Genomic DNA, 20921 nt, shown 5'->3' on the forward strand with positions numbered 1-20921 from the left:
AGGAATCGGTTTACGTCCGGGACGGCCATCGGGAATATTTTCCTCGGGAAAATGCTCCCGGATCCTCGCCCAATGTTCATCGCTGAGTCTCAACATGCGCCGATGATACACGAGTTTCTAATTTTGAGATAGGTTCTAGAAACTGCTCGTCGGTGATCCGCATGAGATTCAGCTTTCGCGCGGCAGGCTGATGATCCGATACCCCTTACCCTCGTTGATCGCCTTGGCGACGACGACGTAGATTCCGTCATCGTGGAAAAGGCCGACGATGCCAGGGGCCAAGAAAAACGTCAGAGCAGAGAGCGCAAGAGCGAGAGCCACAACCGGTGGCCACCCGCCCGTTACAGACGAACCTCGTTCCATAGAAGCGCCTCCGTGAAGATCGGTGAGCGCTTTGGTGAGTAGAGAACAAAATGGCCGCTTCGATTGCCCATCGCAGAGAACTATTTTAAACCAAAAGGCCTATCCGCCTCTAATATTTTACCGGGCAGCCGCCGCTGGGAGTGCACATTCGCGTTTTGTAGCCGGTTTTCGCTCCCAGCTCTCCAAAAGATAGCTCTCAAGACGGAACTGAGGGGCTCTACACCCCCAGCATGTCGCGCATGCCGTAGAGCCCTTTCTTTTGCCGGACCAGCCATTGGGCGGCGCGGATCGCGCCGCGGGCGAAGGTGTCGCGGCTGTGCGCGCGGTGGGTGAGCTCGAGCCGCTCGCCGATGCCGCCGAAGATGACCGTGTGCTCGCCGGCGATGTCGCCCGCCCGGACCGAAAGAAGCGCGATCTCCTTCTTCGGCCGCTCGCCCACCAGACCCTTGCGGCCGCTGATCCCGACGGCGTCGAGATCGCGCCGTAGCGCCTGCGCCACCTCCCGGCCCAGAGCCAGGGCGGTGCCGCTCGGCGCGTCCTTCTTGAAGCGGTGGTGCGCTTCGACGATCTCCACGTCGTAGTCCTCGCCCAGCATCCGGGCCACCTTTCCCACGACGGACAGGAGCACGTTGACGCCGAGGCTGGTATTGGCGGAGAGCAGGACTGGCGCCCGGCGGGAAAGCCGCTTGATTTCGGCGAGCTGTGCGGAATCGAAGCCCGTCGTGCCGATCACCACGGGAACGCCCTTCTTTGCCGCGGCTCTCAGGTGCTCCAGGGAGGCCTCGGGACGGGTGAAATCGACCACGACCGAGCCGGGCCTGAGGTGAGGCTCGATGCGATCGTCGACGGCAACGCCGAGGCGGGGCGCCGAGCAGATCTCCCCGGCGTCGCGGCCGAGCCTTGGACTTCCCGGCCGGTCGATGGCGGCGGCGAGCCTGGCCGAAGGAAACTCCGGGAGCGCGCGGATGATCGCGCCCCCCATGCGCCCGCCTGCGCCGCAAACGATCAGCCCGACGGCCATGGGCTCAAAGCAACCCGAACTCCCGCATGGCTTGCTTCAGCTTCTCGAGGGCGCCCGGCGACATCGGCGTCAACGGCAGCCGCAAGTCGGCCGAGCATCTGCCCATCAGGGAGAGCGCGGTCTTCACCGGAATCGGGTTGGTCTCGATGAAGAGGCTCCGAATCAGCGGGATCAGGCGAAACTGCAGCTCCCGCGCCTGCTCCCATCGCCCCGCGAGGCAGGCCTGGGTCAGTTCCGACATCTCTTTGGGAGCCACGTTGGCGACCGTGGAGATGACCCCTTTGCCGCCGAGCGCCATGAGCGAGTAGGTGAGCGAGTCCTCGCCGGAAAACACCGCAAGGCGATCTCCGCAGAGCCGGATCACGTCGATCGCCTGATCCACGGACCCCGTCGCTTCCTTCACCCCGACGATGTTCCGTATCTCGGAGAGGCGCGCCAGCGTTTCCGGCTCGATCTTCGAACCGGTGCGGGCGGGAATGTTATAAACGATGATCGGGATGCCGACCGATTCCGCGACCTTCTTGTAGTGCTGGTAGATGCCTTCCTGGGTCGGGCGGTTGTAGTACGGCGAGATCATCAAGGCCCCATCCGCGCCCGCCTTTTCCGCCGCGCGCGTGAGCCGAATCGCCTCCTCCGTCGAATTCGAGCCGGTCCCGGCGACGACGGGAACCCGCTTGTTCGCGGCGCGGATCACGGCCTGGATGACCGCGTCGTGCTCCTCGTGCGTCAGGGTCGCGGACTCTCCCGTGGTGCCGCACGGAACGATCCCGTGCGTGCCGTTTTGCAGGTGAAAGTCGACCAGGCGCTCCAGGCTGTTCCAATCGACGCTGCCGTCCTTGAAAGGCGTCACCAAAGCGACCATCGAGCCGGCAAACATAGCCGTCCCCCCTTTCAATCTGTCGGCGAGTTTGTAAGCATGCAGACGCGTCTGCTACCGGCGGATCTCAGTCAACCTCGATCGTTCCCCGAAAAACCTCTTCAGCCGGGCCGGTCATGTAAACCCGGTTGTCGGCGCGCCACTCGATCGAGAGGTCGCCTCCTTTGAGGTGAACGGTGACGCTCCTTCCGGTCCGGCCGGTCAGAACCCCGGCGACCCCGACGGCGCTGGCCCCGGTGCCACATGCCCAGGTTTCCCCCGCGCCTCGCTCCCACACGCGCATCCTGACTTCTCCAGGGCCTAGAACCTGGACGAACTCCGTGTTCACCCTCTTGGGGAAAAACGGGTGATGCTCGAAAGCCGGCCCGATCTTTTCCAGGTCGAGCGAATCGACGTCGTCGACGTAGAGCACGCAATGCGGGTTGCCCATCGAAACACAGGTGACCCGATAAGTCTCCCCCCGGACGGTCAGAGGGTGATCGATGATTTTCCCGTCGGCGTCCACAGGGATCTCTCTTCCCTCCAGAATCGGCGCGCCCATGTCGACCTCGACGAGATCCCCCACGATGCGCGGCCGGATGATCCCCGCGAGGGTTTCGACCTCCAGCTGCCGCTTGTCCGTGAGCCCGTGGTCGTGGACGTACTTCGCAAAGCAGCGGATCCCGTTGCCGCACATCTCCACGCGGCTCCCGTCGGCATTGTAGATTTCCATCTTGAAGTCGGCCCGATCGGAAGGGTGAACGGTAAGGAGCTGGTCTGCCCCGATCCCGAAGCGGCGGTCGCAGAGGCGGCGCGCCAGCGCGCCGAGGTTCGGTATCTCCTGCTCGAGACAGTCGAGAAAGATGAAATCGTTGCCGCAGCCGTGCATTTTGGTGAACGCGATTTCCATCGGGCTCGCTTCTCCGGAACCTAGCTCAACGAAGGCGGAATGAACTCCCCGCGCACCAGATCTTCGTAGCTCTCCCGCGCGCGTACCACGTAATAGCGGTCCCCGTCGACGAGCACCTCCGGCGGCCTCGGATGGGAGTTGTAATTCGACGCCATCGTAAAACCGTAGGCGCCCGCGCTCATGACCGCCAGCAGATCCCCCCGCTTCGGCCTTTCGATCTCTCGGTCCTTGGCAAGAAAATCCCCGCTCTCGCAGATCGGGCCAACGACGTCGGCGACCATCTTCGCGCCGCCGTTTCGGACCACGGGCTGGATCGCCTGGTAGGAGCCGTAGAGCGCCGGCCGGATGAGGTCGTTCATGCCGGCGTCGACGATGACGAAGTTTTTCTCCTCGGTCTCTTTCACATACTGCACTTCGGTGACGAGGATCCCCGCGTTGCCGACGATCACCCGGCCGGGCTCCAGGATCAGCGTCACGTCCAGGCCTTCGAGCCCCTGGATGACCGCCTGCGCGTACTCCTCCGGGTGCGGCGGCATCTCGTCCTTGTAGCTGATCCCCAGGCCGCCTCCCAGATCGAGGTAGCGGATACGCACGCCTTCCTTTCCGAGCGAGCCGGCGAGCGCGCGGTCGAGGTACTCGCGCACCCGCGCGAGCGCGTCGACGAACGGGGCGACGGAAGTGAGCTGCGAGCCGATGTGGCAATCGACGCCCACAACCTCCAGGTGCGGGAGCGAGAGGGCTTTTCGGTAGCTGTCGAGCGACCGCTTGATGTCCACCCCGAATTTCGCCTTCTTGAGCCCGGTGGAGATGTACGGGTGCGTCTGGGGATCGACGTCCGGGTTGACGCGCAGGCTGATCGGCGCCCGGACGCCCAGCTCCGCGGCGACCGCGTTGAGCACGACCATCTCCTCTTCCGACTCGACGTTGAACATGAGAATGCCCGAGCGCAGTGCGTAGGCGATCTCATCCCTCTTCTTTCCCACCCCCGAGAAGACGATTTTCCGGGGGTCCGCCCCGGCCTTGAGCGCGCGGAAGAGCTCTCCGCCCGACACGATGTCGCAGCCGCCGCCCTCACGAACGAACGCGCGGAGCAGGGCGAGATTCGAATTCGCCTTGACCGAATAACAGACGATGTGCGGGATGGCGGCGAACGCCTGGTCGAACACCTGGAAATGGCGCCTCAAGGTCGCGAGGCTGTAGACGTAAGCCGGCGTCCCGACCTCGGCTGCGATGTGGCGGACCGGCACGGACTCGGCGTACAGCTCGCCGTTGCGGTACTCGAAATGATGCATCAGGGCCCTCTCGCAATTTCCACTTCGTTGGAAGGAGCGCTCAGTGAGCCGTCGGTGAGCTGCGAGGCCACGCGATAGCGGTAGACCTGTCCCGGGCGCGCCTCCTGATCGATGAAGCGGTACTGTTTCTGTTTCACGAACCTCTCTCGATCTTCCACGAAGACCGTCGTCAGCGGCCGGTAGGGGGCGATGCAGTCGGGGCAAGCCGGCGGCAGCTCCTTGCGGAAAATCACGAAGGCGGCGAGATCCTTGAGCTCACGACCGTCGACGTACTCGGTCGGCCGGCTCCAGGTGAGAACGATGCCCGCCTTGTCCGCCCTCGCGCTGAGATTGCGTATGGTCTGAGGCGTCGCCAGCTCCGGAGCGCGCGGCTCGCCCTTCCGGCCGCACGCGCAGAGCCCCAGCACCGCAGCCAATGCCAGCACCGTTGCAGGTCGCATCATACCCCTAGTTCCTTCAGCCGCCGCAGCACGTTGGCGCGAGCGGTGCCGCCCGGAGAGCGGCGGCGGTCGACGCCCGACTGCGGCGACAGATAGCGGTACACGTCTTCGTCGATTTTAGCCGAAAACCGCTTCAATTCCACCAGCGGCAGATCCTCGAGGCGACGCCCGGCGGCGATGCAATGGCGGACGATCTTCCCCGTGATCTCGTGCGCCGCCCGGAACGGAACTCCGCGCGCGACCAGGTAGTCGGCGAAGTCGGTGGCGTTCATGAATCCCCCGCGAGCCGCCTCGAGCATGCGCTCCCTTTTCACCTGCAGCCCGGCAATCAGCTCGCGGACGATCGCCAGGGTCGACCGCACGGTGTCCGCGGTGTCGAACAAAGGAAGCTTGTCCTCCTGCATATCCCGGTTGTAGGCCAGCGGCAGCCCTTTGACGATCGTGAGCAGGGCGCCGAGATGGCCGAAGACCCGGCCGGCTTTGCCCCGCACGAGCTCCGGCACGTCCGGGTTCTTCTTCTGCGGCATCATCGAGCTCCCCGTGCAGTAGCGGTCCGGCAACTCGATGAAGCCGAACTCCTGGCTCGACCACAGCACCATCTCCTCCGCGAGGCGGCTGAAGTGGACGAACAGGATCGCGGAGGCGGAGAGAAACTCCAGCGCGAAATCGCGGTCGCTCACCGCGTCGATGCTGTTGGTGGCGATCCGCGGAAAGCCGAGCAGGCGCGCAGCGTAACGCGGATCGACCGGATACGTGGTTCCCGCCAGCGCCCCCGCCCCGAGAGGCGAGACGTTGACGCGTTCCAGGCAGTCGCGGAAGCGATCCCGGTCGCGCTGGAACATGTCGAAGTAGGCGAGCAGGTGATGCGAGAACAGGACCGGTTGCGCCCGCTGGAGATGGGTGTACCCGGGCATGATCACGTCGATGTGGCGGCGCGCGGCCCGGGCGAGCTCCTTGCCGAGCGCGTCGAGCCCCTCGAGGATGCGCCCGATCTCGTCGCGCAGGAAGAGCCGCAGATCGAGCGCCACCTGGTCGTTGCGGCTGCGCCCGGTGTGGAGCTTCGCTCCGGCCTTGCCGATCTTCTCGATCAGGCGCCGCTCGATGTTCATGTGGATGTCTTCGTCCGCGGTCGAAAACCGAAAAACGCCGCGCTCGATCTCCCGCTCGATCGCCTTCAGGCCGCGAACGATCTTCCGCGCGTCGGAGACCGCAATGATCCTCTGGCGGGCGAGCATCTTCGCGTGAGCGATGCTGCCCGCGATGTCATAGCGGTACAGGCGCGCGTCGACGCCGATCGACGCCGTGAACTCCTCCACGGAGCTGCTGGTCGCCGACGCGAAACGACCGCCCCAGAGTTTTGCCTTCCTGTCGCCGCGTCCTTTCAAGTCAACTCCGCCGGCCGCGCGCCTGCCTCAGCCGGCGCAGCCGCAGCCGCAGCGCGTTGAGGCGGATAAAACCCTCGGCGTCGGCCTGCCGGTAGACGTCGTCCTCCTCGAACGTCGCCACTCTCGGGTCGTAGAGCGAAGAGTCGGACTTGCGCCCGGTCACGATCACGTTTCCCTTGTAGAGCTTCAGCCGCACCCGCCCGCTCACGTTCGCCTGTGCTGCGTCGATGGCCCGCTGGAGCATCTCGCGCTCCGGCGAGAACCAGTAGCCGTAGTAGATCATCTCCGCGTACCGGGGCACCAGCGAGTCGCGCAGCCGCAGGACCTCCCGGTCGAGCGTGATCGATTCCAGGGCGCGATGCGCCGCGTGCAGGATCGTCCCCCCGGGGGTTTCATACACGCCGCGGGACTTCATTCCGACGTAGCGATTTTCCACCACATCGACCCGGCCGATCCCGTGCCGGGCGCCGAGGTCGTTCAGCCGGGCGAGGAGTTTCGCCGGCGAAAGAGCCCGGCCGTTGACGGCAACCGGATCGCCGCGCGCATAGTCGATCTCCACGTACTCCGGCCGGTTCGGGGCTTTCTCGACAGGCCGGCACCAGACGAACATGTCAGCGGGCGGCTCCTTCCACGGATCCTCGAGTACTCCCCCCTCGTAGCTCACGTGGAAGAGGTTGCGGTCCATGCTGTAGGGCCGCGCACGGCTGACGGGCACCGCAATCCCGTGCCTGCGCGCGTAGGCGATCAGCGCCGATCGGGAGTTCAGATCCCAGATGCGCCAGGGCGCGATCACCTTGATCCCGGGCTTGAGAGCGTAGTAGGTCAGCTCGAAACGGACCTGATCGTTTCCCTTGCCGGTCGCCCCGTGCGATACCGCGTCCGCCCGTTCCCGGGCCGCCACCTCGATCTGCGACTTGGCGATGAGCGGCCGGGCGATCGCGGTCCCGAGCAGGTAGGCGCCCTCGTACACGGCGTTCGCCCGCAACATCGGAAAGACGTAGTCGCGGACGAACTCTTCCCTGAGATCGCCGATCACCGCCCGGCTCGCGCCGGTCGCCAGCGCCTTGCGCCGGATCGCCGACAGATCTTCCCCCTGCCCGAGGTCGGCGCAGAAAGCGACCACCTCGCATCCGTACTGCTCGATCAACCATCGCAGGATGACCGAGGTATCCAGCCCGCCCGAATAGGCGAGAACGACTTTCTTGACGTTCATTTTTCTCTTCAGCCTCTTTTACCGGCCGGCGCCCGACCCCGCGGCGTGCGCGACCTGGCGCTCCCCGCCCCGCGTGCCTGCTCCGCCAGCCACACCATGATCGCCTTCTGCACGTGGAGGCGGTTTTCGGCCTGATCGAAAGCGATACAGCGAGGGCTTTCCAGGACCTCGTCCGTGATCTCCTGCCCCCGATGGGCCGGCAGGCAGTGCATCACGACGGCGTCCTTCTTGGCCATCGCCACGACCTTCGCGTCGACCTGGTATCCTTGGAAGACCTTCAACCGCGTGGCGATGTCCCATTCCTGCCCCATGCTCGCCCAGACGTCCGTATAGACCACATCCGCACCCCTCACCGCCTCCTTGACGGAAGTCGTCACGGTGATCCGCGCGCCGTTCTTTCGCGCGCGCGCCTCGATCTCCCGGTTGGGCCGGTAGCCGTCGGGGCAGGCGAGCGCGAGCGTAAAGGGTATTTTCTCGGCCGCTTCGATCCATGAATGAGCCATGTTGTTGCCGTCGCCGACGAAGGCGATCTTGAGCTTGTCCAGGCTTCCCTTGTGTTCGAGCAGCGTCAGGCAGTCAGCCAGCACCTGGCAGGGATGATAGAGATCCGTGAGGGCGTTGATCACGGGGACAGAGGCATAGCGCGCCATTTCTTCCACCGTCGCCTGAGCGAAGGTGCGCACCACGATCATGTCGACCCAGCGGCTCAGGCTTCGGGCGCAATCGGCTGGCGTCTCCCGAACCCCGAGCTGGACCTCTCCCGGCGCCAGGAACACCACATGGCCGCCGAGCTGCACCATCCCGACCTCGAAGGTCACCCGGGTTCTCAGGCTGGGCTTCTCGAACAGCATCGCCAGCCCCATGCCCTCCAGCAGCCGGTGCGGCACCCCCAGTTTCTGTTTCTTCTTGAGCTCCCGCGCCAGCCTGAAAATCGTTTCCATTTCCTGGCGGCTCAGCGCTTCGAAGCTCAGTAGATCGCGCTTGCTCATCGTGGGCCGGAACACGCCGGAGCTACTGGCGGGCGAGCACCTTCTCGAGGATGGCGAGGCCCCGGTCGATCTCGCTCCTGGTCACGGTCAGAGGGGGGAGGAGCCGCAGGACCTTGCCCGCCGTGCAGTTGAGCAACAACCCTTCTTCCATGCACGCCTCGACGATCTTGCTCCCGTCCATGTCGAGCTCGACGCCGATGATGAGCCCCTTGCCGCGGATCTCGCGGATGAACGGAAACCGGCGCTTCAGCCCCTCGAGCCCCTCGAGCAGGACCTTCCCCATGCGGACGCAGTTTCTCAGCGCCCCGCCCAGCAGGGTGCGCAACACCGCGAGCCCTGCGCTGCACGCCACCGGATTGCCGCCGAAGGTCGAAGCGTGGCTTCCAGGGCCGAAGCTCCGGGCCACCTGCTCGCGCGCCAGCATCGCACCCAGCGGAAGCCCGCCGCCGAGCGCCTTGGCGAGCGTCATGATGTCGGGCTCGATTCCGAAGTGCTCGTAGCCGAAGAGCTTCCCCGTGCGGCCCATTCCGGTCTGGACCTCGTCGAGGATCAGCAGCAGGCCGCGCTGATCGCAGAGTTCCCGCAGCCCGCGCAGGTAACCCTCCTCGGCGACCCTCACGCCGCCCTCCCCTTGAATCGGCTCGATCAGAAAGGCGACGGTTTTCTTATCGTCGATCGCCTCCTCGCACGCGCGCAGGTCGTTGTACGGTACCTGGCGAAACCCCTCCGGCAAAGGATCGTAACCCGCACGGACCTTTTCCTGGCCGGTGGCCGTGAGCGTCGCGAGAGTACGGCCATGAAAGGAGTTGTGGCAGGAAAGGATCTCGTACTTGCCGCCCAACCTCTCCGCGCCGTAGCGGCGCGCAAGCTTGATCGCGGCTTCGTTGGCTTCGGCGCCGCTGTTGCAGAAAAAGACGCGGTCGGCGAACGAACGGCGGCAGAGCTCGCGTGCCAGCTCGGCCTGCGGCGCCGTGTGATACAGGTTGGAGACGTGGAGCAACGTCCGCGCCTGCTTCTGGATCGCGCGCACCACGGCGGGGTGGCAGTGGCCCAGGCTGTTGACGGCGATTCCGGAAAGGAAGTCCAGGTAGGCTTTGCCGTCGGCGTCCCAGACCCTGGTTCCCTTGCCCTTGACCAGCGCGACGGGGAAACGAGCGTAAGTTTGCGCTACGTACCTTGCGGTGATCGCGGCGACGTCTCGATTCTTCACCATCTACTTCCTTACCACCTCGGTCCCCACACCCTCTTTGGTGAAGATTTCGAGCAGCACAGCGTGCTTGACACGCCCGTCGATGATGTGCGTTTTCTCGACTCCCCCTTTGAGCGCGTTGACGCAGCACTCGACCTTGGGAATCATCCCGGAGGCGACCACGCCCTCCTGGATCAGCTTGCGCGCCTGCGCGACCTTCAGCGTCGTCAGCAGCTCCCCCTTTTTGTCCTTGACGCCCTCGACGTCGGTCATCAAGATCAGCTTTTCCGCGTGCAACGCCTCGGCGATTTCCCCGGCCACGAGATCGGCGTTGATGTTGTAGGTTTCCCCGTTCTCGCCGACCCCGACGGGCGCGATCACCGGGATGAATTTGTTCTCGTCGAGCGACTTGATGACCAGCGGGTTGATGCCGACGATCTCGCCGACCATGCCGAGGTCGATGATTTCCGGAGGCGCACCGTTCTCCGCCACGGTGACGTTCATCTTGCGTGCGAGGATCATGCCTCCGTCCTTGCCGCTGAGACCCACCGCCATGCCGCCGTGCTGGTTGATGAGGTTGACGATCTCCTTGTTGACCTTGCCGACCAGGACCATCTCCACGATGTCCAGGGTCTCCTGATCCGTGACGCGCATCCCGCGCACGTAGCGGCTGCGAATCCCCATCCGCTCCAGAACCTCGTCGATCTGCGGGCCGCCGCCGTGCACCACGACCGGATTGATCCCGACGTACTTAAGGAGCAGGATGTCCTGGGCGAAGCTCGCCTTCAGCTCCTCGTCGATCATGGCGTTGCCGCCGTACTTGATCACGAAGGTCTTGCCATAGAAGCGCCGGATGTACGGCAGGGCCTCCATGAGCACTTCCGCTTTGCCGATGAACTTTTCCATGGCGGTCAGCCTAGAGGATATACCGCGACAGGTCTTCGCTCTTCAAGATGGGCAACAACCGCTCGCGCACGTAGGCCGCGTCGATGGTCACCTCCTTGCCGCTCATTTCCGGGGCGGCGAACGACACGTCGTCGAGCAGCCGCTCCAGGACCGTGTGCAGGCGCCGCGCGCCGATGTTCTCGGTGCGTTCATTCACCTCCGCCGCCAGCCGGGCGATCTCCTGGATCGCATCCTCGGTGAAATTGAGCCGGACCCCCTCGGTCTCCAGTAGCGCAGCGTACTGCTTGATCAGCGCGTTGCGAGGCTCGGTGAGAATGCGAACGAAGTCCTCGGCTCCGAGCGAGCTGAGCTCCACCCGGATGGGGAAGCGCCCTTGGAACTCCGGGATGAGGTCCGACGGCTTGGCGCCGTGAAAGGCCCCCGAAGCGATGAACAGGATGTGGTCGGTTTTCACCATGCCGTACTTGGTGTTGACGGTCGAGCCTTCGACGATCGGCAACAGATCGCGCTGCACTCCTTCGCGCGACACGTCCGGGCCGTGGGTCGACTCCCGGCCCGCGATCTTGTCGATCTCGTCGAGGAAGACGATTCCCGACTGCTCGACCCGGCGCACCGCCTCCGCGATCACCTTGTCCATGTCGACCAGCTTTCCGGCCTCTTCCTGCGTGAGAATCTCCAGCGCCTCCGAGACCTTGACCGTCTTCTTCTTGGTTTTCTTCGGCAGCAGGTTGGAGAACATCTCCTTGAGGCTGAACTCCATTCCCTCCAGTCCCTGGGGAGCGAGCACCTCGATCATCGGCATCGCCGACTGCGTCAATTCGAGCTCCACGAAGCGCTCGTTCATCCTGCCTTCCCGGAGCATCTTCTTGAGCTTCTCGCGGGTCCCCTGAGCGCGGGCGGCGTCGATCGCCTCGCCGTCGGCGGCCGAGGGCAGCAACAGATCCAGAATCCGCTCCTCGGCGATCTCCCTCGCCCTGAACTCGACCTTGTCCTTCTCCTCCTCCTTCACCATGTTGACCGCGAGATCGGTCAGATCCCGGATGATCGATTCCACGTCGCGGCCCACGTAACCCACCTCGGTGAACTTGGAGGCTTCGACCTTGATGAAAGGAGCCTGGGCGAGCTTGGCGAGCCGCCGCGATATCTCGGTCTTGCCGACACCGGTCGGGCCGATCATGATGATGTTTTTCGGAGCGATCTCGTCGCGCAGCTCCTCCGGCACCAGCTGGCGGCGCCAGCGGTTGCGCAGGGCGATGGCGACCGCCCGTTTCGCCTCCCTCTGCCCGACGATGTAACGGTCGAGCTCGGAGACGATTTCCCGAGGCGTCATCAGGGGCGCCGGCGCCCGCGGCGGGGCCGCGATCGTCTTCGAGGGCGCGTCAGGCTTCATGGGAACAGGTCACTCCTAGCAACTTCACCGGGAAATGCAACGATTTTCGACCGCGAGCGCGCTCGGCGGGCCCGGAACACGCCGAGTTCAAGGCAGCTCTTCGAGGGTCAGCTGATCGTTGGTGTAAACGCAGAGGTCCGCGGCGACGCTCATCGCCTCCGCGGCGATGGTTCGGGCGTCGAGCTCGGTGTGCTTCATCAGCACCCGGGCCGCTGCCAGCGCGTAGTTTCCTCCGGAGCCGATCGCAATGAGCCCGTCGTCGGGCTCGACCACGTCCCCGCTCCCGGAGATCACGAGGAGATCGTTCAAGTCGGCAACCACGAGCAGCGCCTCCAGGCGGCGCAGCACCCTGTCCGTGCGCCAGTCCTTGGCCAGCTCGACGGCCGCCCGCTTGAGGTTACCGTTGAACTGCTCGAGCTTCGCCTCGAACTTCTCGAACAGCGTGAAGGCGTCCGCCGTGGCGCCGGCGAAGCCCGCGATCACCCGATCGTGATGCAGCTTACGAACCTTCCGGGCGGTGTGCTTCATCACCGTATCGCCGAAGCTCACCTGGCCGTCGCCGGCGACCACCACCTTGCCGTTGCGGCGGATCGCCAGAATCGTCGTACCCCGGAACATGAAATCGCCCGCCGTTTCCTTCCGCTTGTCTACAATCCTAAGGCTTAAAAACGTTTTTTTCTAGGCTCTCGGATGAGCCCGGTCGTAGACGGCCGTGAGCTGGTCCAGATTGAGGTGAGTGTATCGCTGGGTGGTCGAGAGGCTGGCGTGGCCGAGCAGCTCCTGGATCACCCGCAGGTCGGCGCCGTTGTTCAGAAGGTGGGTCGCAAAGGTGTGCCGCAACCCGTGGGGTCCCATCCGGACAGCGATGCCCGCCGCCTTCAGCCGTTTGGCAACCACCCGGGCGATGCTCCGGGTCGTCAGCCGCTTTCCGAAGCGGTTGAGAAAGATCGGGTTCTGGCTGCTGCAGGGGCGGTTCCAGCGCCTGCACTCCTCGGCGGCGTAGTCCCTCAGCGCCCGGAGCGCGACCTCGCCGATGGGTACGATGCGTTCTTTGGAGCCTTTGCCGACCACGCGGACGATGCCCAGGTCGAAGTCCACATCGCGCCAGTCGAGGCCAGCCAGCTCGCTGACGCGCACGCCGGTCGAGTAAAGCGTTTCCAGAATCGCCCGGTCGCGGGCATCCGGGAAACCGCGGTCTTTCAGTCCGCCGAGAAGCCGGAACACGTCGTCGACCGAGAGAAAAGCAGGCAGGGGTTTTCCCTGCTTCGGGCTCCCGAGCAACAAGAGCGGGTCGGCATCCAGCGCCCCGCTCTCGACGAGGTACCGAAAGAAGCTCTTGAGGGCTGCGGCCTTGCGGCCGAGCGAGCTTTTCTTGCGGCTCTTGGCCAGCGAGGCGAGGTAAGCGCGCGCCACGTCCAGGTCTACCCGGCGCAAATCGACCGGCCGCCCGGGCTCGATTCCGGTAAGAAACTCCTCAAACTGGGCGAGGTCGCTCAGATAGCTCCGCAGGGTGTGGGGCGAGACGCGGCGCTCGATTTCGAGATAGCGCGCGAACTTCTCCACCAGGTCCTTCATGCGCAGCGCGTTTAGGATAGCACGCGGCGGATCAAAACCAAACCGAAGCCGTTGAGTCCTTCGGTGCGCGGAGCTAATATGGCGTTGGCGTATTGATGTCGAAATGCAGACACGCTACCCGGGGGCCGAGGCCTGCCGCTTCGTACGGTTCAATCGTTCAGAAGGAAACAAGAGCGTTCGATAGCTTCTGGCACCTGTCCGCTCAAGAGTAACCCAACCAGAAACCGCACTTTTCGCCATGTTACCCATCGTTGACTGTTTCGCCGGGCCGAACTCTCGCCATGCCGCACGGGGCGACTGAAGAAAGGGTTTCTTTCCCCAACGGCCGCGGCGACACGCTGGTCGGCGTGCTCCACCGCTGCGCCAAGAGCGATTCCGGGGCCGTGATCCTCTGCCACGGCATGGATTCGAACAAAGAGAGCGAAAAGCTCGTTTACCTCGCTCGTGCGCTCGCCGAGCGGGGAACCACGGCGCTTCGCTTCGATTTCGCCTATACGGGGGAATCGACCGGGCGCTACGAAGACATTACGTATACCGGCGGAGTCGAGGATCTGAGGGCCGCCTACGCTCTGGTCAAGGCCGCGGCAGGCGGAAAGATCGGGTTGTTCGGTTCGAGCATGGGCGGCACCGTGGCGTTGCTCTTTGCGGCCCGGGAACCCGGCGTCGCGGCCCTTGTGACCGTCGCGGCGCCGCTCCATCCCGAGCGCTTTCCCTCGCGGGTGCTCAGCGCTGAGGGGCTCAAGGCCTGGCGGGATCAAGGGGTCACCTACTACAACGGCCGGCGCCTCAACGCCACGCTGCTTCGGGACCTGGAGCAGCTCGACGTCGCCGCCGCGGCCGCCCGTGTCGTCTGCCCCGCCCTCGTGATTCACGGAGACGCCGATGCGGTCGTTCCGGTCGACGAGGCTTACGAGCTTTACGAGCGCCTGGCGGGGCCGAAGCGGCTTTCGATCCTGCCGGGAACCGACCACCGCTTCTCCGACCCGGCTATGATGGAGCGGGCGATGGCGGAAGCGCTGGACTGGCTGGTGGAACGGGTGCGCTGACACCATGCGAACCGGCGGCCGGAGACTCCAGGCAATCACGATCTTGCTTCTCGCCCTGGCGGGTGCTGGCGGTTGCGGCCGGGACCTCGGCACGGCGCAGGGAGTGGTCGAGGAATTCCTCGACCAGCACTACGTGCACATCGATCTGGGGAAAGCCAGGCTCCACGTCGTCGGGCTGGCGCTGCACAAGGTCGACGAGGAGATCCGCCTCACGGCGGGGCAGGCGATCGACGCGTCGACCCAAAAGCCCCGGGTCAACTATCGGCTGCTCGAGAAGCGGGAGGGACGCGGGCGGGCGTCGTTCCTGTACGAAGGAACAATTCGATCCGACGACGGCAGCTCGTTCACGCGCAAGTGGCTCATCGCCGCGCGCCTGGAGAACGGCCGCTGGAAGGTCTCCAACTTCACCGAATCCGACTGACCTCTAGGCTCCGGCCGGCATCGGCGCGGCAGGGGCGGCCTCGGCGTCCCGGGCTTTGGATCTGATCTGCAACGCCAGGCCGGCCGCGATCATCGCGATCACTCCGCCCGATAGAAAAGCAAAATGGTAATCGCCGATCAGGTCGCGTACGGCCCCGGCGGCCGAGGCCATGGCCGCGGCCCCGATCTGGTGCGACATGAAAATCCAGCCGTAAACCTTTCCCACGTTCTGCTTGCCGAACGTGTCAGCGGTGATCGCCATCGAAGGCGGCACCGTCGCGAACCAGTCCAGGCCGTAGATCACGGCGAAAACCACCAGGCCGGAAAAATCGCGCACGAAAGGCAGGAGCAGCAGCGACACTCCCCTGAGAGCATACACGAGCGCCAGCCACCGTTGCGGCTGCACCCGGTCGATCATCCAGCCGGAAAAAATCGTGCCCACCAGGTTCAACGACCCCATCACGCCGACGATGGAAGCCGCGGCGACCTGGGGTATGCCGATCTCGATTTCGTGCGGGATCAGATGGGTCCCGATCAGCCCGTTCGCGGTGCCGCCGCAGATGAAAAAGCTCCCGCACAGCAGCCAGAAGGTCGGGTGGCGGAGGACCTCTCTGGCCGTGACCGTGGCGCCTTTCGCGGGCATACCGCGCAGGGAGGCGGTTCCGCCCGATTTCACCGCCAGCGGGTCCCCCGCGCCGTAGGGCTCGAGTCCTACTTCCGACGGATCGTCCCTCATCCAGAGGTAGATCATCGGCAACAAGACCAGCGCCACGGCGATCAAGACCATGGAGCCCAGCCTCCAGCCAGCGTAGGTGATCGCCGCCATGAAGAGCGGAATGAAGATCAGCTGCCCGGTGGAGCTCGCGCTGCCGAGAACGCCGAGCGCCAGGCCGCGCTTGGCCACGAACCAGCGGTTGCCCACCGTGGCCGCCAGCACTGAGCCGACTCCTCCCGCTCCCAGACCGACGATTACCCCCCAAACGATGAAAAATTGCCAGAAACGGTCCATCGCCACCGTGCCGGTCACGCCGAGGACCAGCAGGCCGAGGCTGCCGAGCATCACCTTGCGCGGACCATAGCGATCCAGAAGCCAGCCGCTGACGGGCGCCGCGATCCCGAAGAGCAGCAGGTTCATGCTTACTGCCGAAGCGATGAGCGTCCGGCTCCAGCCGAACTCGGCCTCGAGAGGATGGATCAGGACCGAGGGCGAGGAGCGCACCCCGGCGCTGGTGAGCGTGGTTACGAAGCACAGACCGATAACGAGCCACCCGTAATAGAACGGCAGTGATAGAGGAGGGCGTTTCTCGGCCGCGGCCAGACTGTGATTTTCCATGGGTTCATATAACCATCTCCGCGGAAAATCACAAACCGGACCGGCTCCGCTTGACACCGGCCGGCGAAAGCCGCTAGGGATCGACCGGGCGGAACCGATGAAGCGCTTCCTGGCGATAGGGATCGTCTGCGGGCTTTTCCTGCCCTCCCCGAGGTGCCTTCTCGCCGAAGAGCAGGAAAAGGTGCCTTACGTGCCGACCCCGTTCGAGGTCGTGGATCGGATGTTGAGCCTTGCGGGGGTGAAGCGCGACGACGTCGTCTACGATCTGGGAAGCGGGGACGGGCGCATCGTGATCGAGGCCGCGAAGCGATACGGCGCACGGGGGGTCGGCATTGAGCTGGACGGGCGTCTGGTGGAAGTCGCCCGGGCCGCGGCCAGGCGCGAGGGTGTGAGCCACCTGGTGGAGTTTCGCCAGGCGGACGCCCTCAGGGCGGACCTGTCCCCGGCCACGGTGATCACGCTCTACATGCTGCCTTCGTTCAACCGGCGGCTGCGACCCGCTCTGGAGCGACAGCTCCGGCCGGGCACGCGCGTGGTGGCTCACGATTACCCTATCGAGGGGTGGCAGCACGACAGGTGGGAAGAGACGCCGCTTCTCGATACCCGGCCCGAAGTTGCACCCCACAAGCACATCCTCTATCTGTATGAATGGCGCCCCGACCGACGATGACCGCAGCAACAGCGCAACCCGGCCGTGAAAAGATCGCCCGCTCGTTCCGCCAGTTCCCCTCCCGGGGAACCGCCGCCCGGCGGCTCGCGCTCTGCTTCGCGGCTCTCTTGCTGATCCGGGCGAGCGCAGCTCGCGCTGATTATCCCGAAGAGATCCCGTTCCTGCCGACGCCGATCGAAGTGGTCGATCGCATGCTGGAGCTTGCGGCGGTCACGCAAAGCGACGTCGTCTACGATCTTGGAAGCGGCGACGGGCGCATCGTCATCCGCGCCGCGAAAAAGTACGGCGCGCGCGGCGTGGGTATCGAGATGGACGCCGCCCTGATCGAGCGCGCCGTGGAGGCCGCGCGGCAACAGGGCGTGGAGCACCTGGTCGAGTTTCGCAGAGAGGACGCCCTCAAGGCGGACCTGGCGCCCGCCAGCGTCGTCACGCTCTACATGCTTCCGTGGTTCAACGAGGCGGTCAAGCCGAGCCTCCGAAAGATGAAGCCGGGCGCTCGCGTGGTCGCTCACGATTTCGGCATCGAGGGCTGGCCGCCGGACAGGACTGTCGTCCTGGAGAAGCCCGAGCGGATGCTGGGCGGCATCAAGCACCCGCACAAGATCTTCCTCTGGAAAATCAGGAAAGAGAGCAGCGATCAGTAGGACTCCGCGAGCTTGATCGCATCCGCCAATTCGAACCCGCGCGTGTAGAGGGCCCGGCCGACGATCACGCCTTCGACCCCCTGCTTCCCCAGGGGCCCGAGCCGCCGGATGTCCTCGAGGGTCGCCACTCCACCCGAGGCGATGACCGGAATCTTCACGGCTCCCGCGATCCTCAGCGTCTCTTCCACGTTGATGCCCTCTCGCGTGCCGTCCCGGCCGATGTCGGTGTAGATGATCCGGGAGGCCCCTTCCTTCTCGCAGCGCTGCGCCAGGGTGACCGCGTCCATCGGGGTGGTCTCCTTCCAGCCCTTGATCGCGACCCTGCCCTCGCGCGCGTCGATCCCGACGACGATCCTTCCGGGAAACCGGCTGCATAGGGTCCGAAGCAAATCCGGGCGATCATAAGCGGCCGTCCCCACCACGACGCGGGCGACGCCGAGCCCGAGCGCGGTTTCCACCGCCGCAACGGTGCGCATACCGCCTCCGAGCTGCACCCCCGCACCCAACCGGCAGATCTCTTCGACCTCGCGCAGGTGCACCGGGCGCCCTTCGACGGCCCCGTTCAGATCGACGACGTGCAGCAGGGCGGCTCCCTGGGCGATCCAATGCCTGGCGGCGTCCACCGGGTTATCGAAGTAAACCGTCGCACGATCCATGTCGCCCCGGAGGAGACGAACACAGCGGCCGTCTTTGATGTCGATGGCGGGGATGATCAGCACGGGCGGCTCAGCGGGATTTCACGAAACGGCCGAAGTTGGCGAGGATCCTGAGACCCAGCTCCTGGCTTTTTTCCGGGTGAAACTGGCAGGCGAAGAGATGGTCCGTGGCGATGCTCGACGCGAACCGGATCCCGTAGTCGGTGGTCGTGGCGACGATCGAGGGATCGGCCGGATCGACGTAGAACGAATGGACGAAATAGACGAAATCGCCGCTCCGAATCCCCTCCAGAAACGGCGAATCCAGTTTCTTTTCGATACTGTTCCAACCCATGTGGGGAACCTTGAGGCCGTCGGGCCTGAACCCGACCACCCGGCCCGGAAAGAGGTCCAGCCCCTTCTGCGGACCGAACTCCTCGCTTTCGGAAAAGAGCAGCTGAAATCCCAGACAGATTCCCAGGAAGGGTTTTTTTCCCCGGACAACCTCGCGGATGGCTTCGACCAGACCGAACCGGGCGAGGTTTTCCATGCAGGCCGGAAAGGCCCCGACCCCCGGCAGAACCACCCCGCGAGCCTCGGCGATGCGTGCCGCCTCCCGCGTGATGCGGGCCTCCACGCCGACGTGCTCGAAGCCCTTCTGCACGCTGCGGAGATTTCCCATGCCGTAGTCGACGATTGCGATCATTGGATCGGCTTGTCTGCTACAGACTCCCTTTCGTCGAGAGCACCCCTTCGACGCGCCCGTCGATCTGGGTCGCCATGTCCATCGCTCGCGCGAACGCCTTGAAGATCGCCTCGATGATGTGATGCGGGTTTTCCCCGCGTACGAGGTCGATGTGCAGGTTCATGCCCAGTTGGTTTGCGAAGGCGGCGAAAAATTCGTGCGGCAGGTCCGTGTCGAAGTCGCCGACCCGGCCCGGCCGGATCTTGACGTTGTACGACAGATAGGGTCGCCCGCTCAGATCGACCACCACCCGGGCCAGCGCTTCGTCGAGGGGACAGCTCGCCTCCCCGAACCGCCGGATGCCGTGCTTTGCTCCCAGCGCTTCTTTGAAGGTCTGGCCCAACGCCAGACCGACATCCTCGACGGTGTGATGGTAATCGACCGCCAGGTCTCCCTTGGCGTCGAGTTCGAGGTCGAAAAAACCGTGCCGGGCGAAGCTGTCCAGCATGTGGTCGAGAAACGGAATGCCGGTTTGAACCCGGGCCCGCCCGGTTCCGTCGATCTCGACCGCAACGCGGATTTCGGTCTCCTTGGTCTTGCGCTCCGTGCTCGCCGTCCGTCCCATGGTCTCTCCTTAGCCCTCGAAGCGGGATTCGACGGCGCGTGCGTGGTCATCGAGCCCTTCGAGGCGCGCCAGCCGGGCGATGCGCGGAGCCAACGCCTTCAACGACCGCGCCTCCGCCTGGATCACCGTCGTTCGCTTGAGAAAATCGTACGTCCCCAGAGGCGAGAAAAATCGCGCGCTCCCCCCGGTCGGCAGGACGTGATTCGGGCCGGCAAAGTAATCGCCCAGCGGCGGAGTCGAGTAACGGCCGAGAAAGATCGCTCCGGCATGGCGCACGCGGTGCACCCATTTTCGCGGCTCCCTCACCATCAGCTCCACGTGCTCCGGCGCGATCGCATTGGCGAGATCGAACGCCTCGAGCAGGCTGCGGGTGACGATGATCGCGCCGTAGTCGGCGAGCGCTTTCAGGCTGACCTCGCGCCGCCGGCTCCGCCGCAGGCGTTCGGAGAGCGCCGCCTGAATCCTGGAAGCCAGGGCCAGCGAAGGCGTCAGACAAAGCGCCGACGCCAGCTCGTCGTGCTCGGCCTGCGACAACATGTCGGCGGCGGCGTACCTCGGATCGGCGGAGTCGTCAGCCAGCAGGAGGATCTCGCTCGGTCCGGCCACCGAGTCGATGTCGACCTGGCCGAAAACCATTCGCTTGGCCGTCGCGACGAAGATGTTTCCCGGCCCCACGATCTTGTCCACCCTGGGAACCGTCTCGGTGCCGAACGCCAGGGCAGCGACCGCCTGGGCCCCGCCTACCCGGAACACCCGGTCCACCCCGGCGATCCGGGCCGCGGCGAGGATGATGTCGCCGTCGGCTCCGACCGGAGAGGCCATCACGATCTCGTCGACTCCCGCCACCTTGGCCGGAATCACGTTCATGAGAACGGTGGACGGGTAGGCTGCTTTGCCCGCCGGCACGTAAACGCCCACGCGCTCAAGCGGCGTGACCCTCTGTCCGAGCAGGAGCCCCAGGCGATCTCGATAGTACCAGCTCTTCTCGAGCTGCCGGCGGTGAAACGCGGCGATGCGCCGGGCGGCCGCCTTGAGCAGGGCGATATCCCGCTTCGGAACCCGCGCCGCCGCCCGCGCCATCTCCTCGCGAGCCACCTCGATCGCAGAGCGCGTCAGCCGGCGCCGGTCGAACAGCCGCGTATAACGGATCAGGGCCCGATCGCCTCCACGGCGGACGTCGGCGATAATCGCTCCCACCTGCTTCTCGACCTCTCCCTGGCGGCGCTCCCTGCGCCCGAGAATGCGCTCAAGGAGCGAGTCGAACCCTGCGTCCGTAGTCTTGACAAGTCGGATTTCCACGACCGTACCCGTTCGCTCCCTCCGCTTTCGGCTCC

General features: G+C 65.0%; 22 protein-coding genes. 4 read left to right on the top strand and 18 right to left on the bottom strand.

What is annotated here, in order from left to right; genetic code table 11:
* Positions 1-580: 580 nt before the first annotated feature.
* From dapB to xerA, 13 genes are all read right to left on the bottom strand, one after another.
* Entirely contained in the window at positions 581-1384 is an 804-nt protein-coding gene (gene dapB, locus VNN77_07260) for a 4-hydroxy-tetrahydrodipicolinate reductase (GenBank protein ID HXG51184.1), read from the bottom strand.
* A 4-nt stretch (positions 1385-1388) separates the two neighbouring features.
* On the bottom strand, positions 1389-2261 hold the full coding sequence (dapA, locus tag VNN77_07265; protein HXG51185.1) for a 4-hydroxy-tetrahydrodipicolinate synthase: 873 nt from the start codon (positions 2259-2261) through the stop codon (positions 1389-1391).
* A 67-nt stretch (positions 2262-2328) separates the two neighbouring features.
* Positions 2329-3150 carry a diaminopimelate epimerase gene (gene dapF, locus VNN77_07270; protein ID HXG51186.1) on the bottom strand — a complete coding sequence of 274 codons (822 nt, stop codon included), beginning with the start codon at positions 3148-3150 and terminating at the stop codon, positions 2329-2331.
* A 20-nt stretch (positions 3151-3170) separates the two neighbouring features.
* A complete protein-coding gene (gene lysA, locus VNN77_07275) occupies positions 3171-4442 on the bottom strand; it encodes a diaminopimelate decarboxylase (GenBank protein ID HXG51187.1) in 1272 nt (423 codons plus the stop codon).
* Positions 4442-4885, bottom strand: coding sequence for a lipoprotein (locus VNN77_07280; protein ID HXG51188.1), 444 nt, complete (start codon positions 4883-4885; stop codon positions 4442-4444). Before VNN77_07280 ends, lysA begins: the two co-directional genes overlap by 1 nt.
* Positions 4882-6267, bottom strand: a complete 1386-nt coding sequence (gene argH, locus VNN77_07285) for an argininosuccinate lyase (GenBank protein ID HXG51189.1) — start codon at positions 6265-6267, stop codon at positions 4882-4884. Before argH ends, VNN77_07280 begins: the two co-directional genes overlap by 4 nt.
* A 1-nt stretch (position 6268) precedes the next feature.
* Positions 6269-7480, bottom strand: coding sequence for an argininosuccinate synthase (locus tag VNN77_07290; GenBank protein HXG51190.1), 1212 nt, complete (start codon positions 7478-7480; stop codon positions 6269-6271).
* Between the two features lie 8 nt (positions 7481-7488).
* The gene (argF, locus tag VNN77_07295) at positions 7489-8469 is read right to left on the bottom strand and encodes an ornithine carbamoyltransferase (protein HXG51191.1); all 981 of its coding nucleotides are present in this window, start codon (positions 8467-8469) and stop codon (positions 7489-7491) included.
* A 22-nt stretch (positions 8470-8491) separates the two neighbouring features.
* Positions 8492-9682: an acetylornithine transaminase gene (locus VNN77_07300; protein ID HXG51192.1), complete on the bottom strand. Its 1191-nt coding sequence runs from the start codon at positions 9680-9682 to the stop codon at positions 8492-8494.
* Positions 9683-10564, bottom strand: a complete 882-nt coding sequence (gene argB / locus VNN77_07305) for an acetylglutamate kinase (GenBank protein HXG51193.1) — start codon at positions 10562-10564, stop codon at positions 9683-9685.
* A 10-nt stretch (positions 10565-10574) separates the two neighbouring features.
* The gene (hslU, locus tag VNN77_07310; GenBank protein ID HXG51194.1) at positions 10575-11894 is read right to left on the bottom strand and encodes an ATP-dependent protease ATPase subunit HslU; all 1320 of its coding nucleotides are present in this window, start codon (positions 11892-11894) and stop codon (positions 10575-10577) included.
* A gap of 147 nt (positions 11895-12041) precedes the next feature.
* Entirely contained in the window at positions 12042-12572 is a 531-nt protein-coding gene (gene hslV, locus VNN77_07315; GenBank protein ID HXG51195.1) for an ATP-dependent protease subunit HslV, read from the bottom strand.
* A gap of 60 nt (positions 12573-12632) precedes the next feature.
* Complete coding sequence (gene xerA, locus VNN77_07320; GenBank protein ID HXG51196.1) at positions 12633-13529, bottom strand: site-specific tyrosine recombinase/integron integrase; 897 nt, start codon at positions 13527-13529, stop codon at positions 12633-12635.
* 281 nt (positions 13530-13810) lie between these two features.
* On the opposite strand from xerA, the gene VNN77_07325 reads away from it, so the two are divergent.
* The gene (locus tag VNN77_07325) at positions 13811-14575 is read left to right on the top strand and encodes an alpha/beta fold hydrolase (GenBank protein ID HXG51197.1); all 765 of its coding nucleotides are present in this window, start codon (positions 13811-13813) and stop codon (positions 14573-14575) included.
* A gap of 4 nt (positions 14576-14579) precedes the next feature.
* Entirely contained in the window at positions 14580-14996 is a 417-nt protein-coding gene (locus VNN77_07330; GenBank protein HXG51198.1) for a hypothetical protein, read from the top strand.
* A gap of 3 nt (positions 14997-14999) precedes the next feature.
* Here VNN77_07330 and VNN77_07335 read toward each other — a convergent pair whose 3' ends face one another.
* Positions 15000-16328, bottom strand: a complete 1329-nt coding sequence (locus VNN77_07335) for an MFS transporter (GenBank protein HXG51199.1) — start codon at positions 16326-16328, stop codon at positions 15000-15002.
* A gap of 97 nt (positions 16329-16425) precedes the next feature.
* On the opposite strand from VNN77_07335, the gene VNN77_07340 reads away from it, so the two are divergent.
* Positions 16426-16998, top strand: coding sequence for a class I SAM-dependent methyltransferase (locus tag VNN77_07340; GenBank protein HXG51200.1), 573 nt, complete (start codon positions 16426-16428; stop codon positions 16996-16998).
* On the top strand, positions 16995-17642 hold the full coding sequence (locus tag VNN77_07345) for a class I SAM-dependent methyltransferase (protein HXG51201.1): 648 nt from the start codon (positions 16995-16997) through the stop codon (positions 17640-17642). The genes VNN77_07340 and VNN77_07345 overlap by 4 nt, the downstream gene beginning before the upstream one ends.
* Here VNN77_07345 and hisA read toward each other — a convergent pair.
* From hisA to hisD, 4 genes are read right to left on the bottom strand one after another with little or no spacing between them, the layout of a single operon-like run.
* A complete protein-coding gene (gene hisA / locus VNN77_07350) occupies positions 17636-18361 on the bottom strand; it encodes a 1-(5-phosphoribosyl)-5-[(5-phosphoribosylamino)methylideneamino]imidazole-4-carboxamide isomerase (protein ID HXG51202.1) in 726 nt (241 codons plus the stop codon). The genes VNN77_07345 and hisA overlap by 7 nt on opposite strands.
* A gap of 7 nt (positions 18362-18368) precedes the next feature.
* Complete coding sequence (gene hisH, locus VNN77_07355; protein HXG51203.1) at positions 18369-18983, bottom strand: imidazole glycerol phosphate synthase subunit HisH; 615 nt, start codon at positions 18981-18983, stop codon at positions 18369-18371.
* A gap of 16 nt (positions 18984-18999) precedes the next feature.
* On the bottom strand, positions 19000-19587 hold the full coding sequence (hisB, locus tag VNN77_07360) for an imidazoleglycerol-phosphate dehydratase HisB (GenBank protein ID HXG51204.1): 588 nt from the start codon (positions 19585-19587) through the stop codon (positions 19000-19002).
* A 9-nt stretch (positions 19588-19596) separates the two neighbouring features.
* On the bottom strand, positions 19597-20886 hold the full coding sequence (hisD, locus tag VNN77_07365; GenBank protein HXG51205.1) for a histidinol dehydrogenase: 1290 nt from the start codon (positions 20884-20886) through the stop codon (positions 19597-19599).
* Positions 20887-20921 lie beyond the last annotated feature (35 nt).

The sequence above is a fragment of the Candidatus Zixiibacteriota bacterium genome (genome assembly GCA_035574315.1).
Lineage (GTDB): Bacteria > Desulfobacterota > Binatia > UBA9968 > UBA9968 > DATLYW01.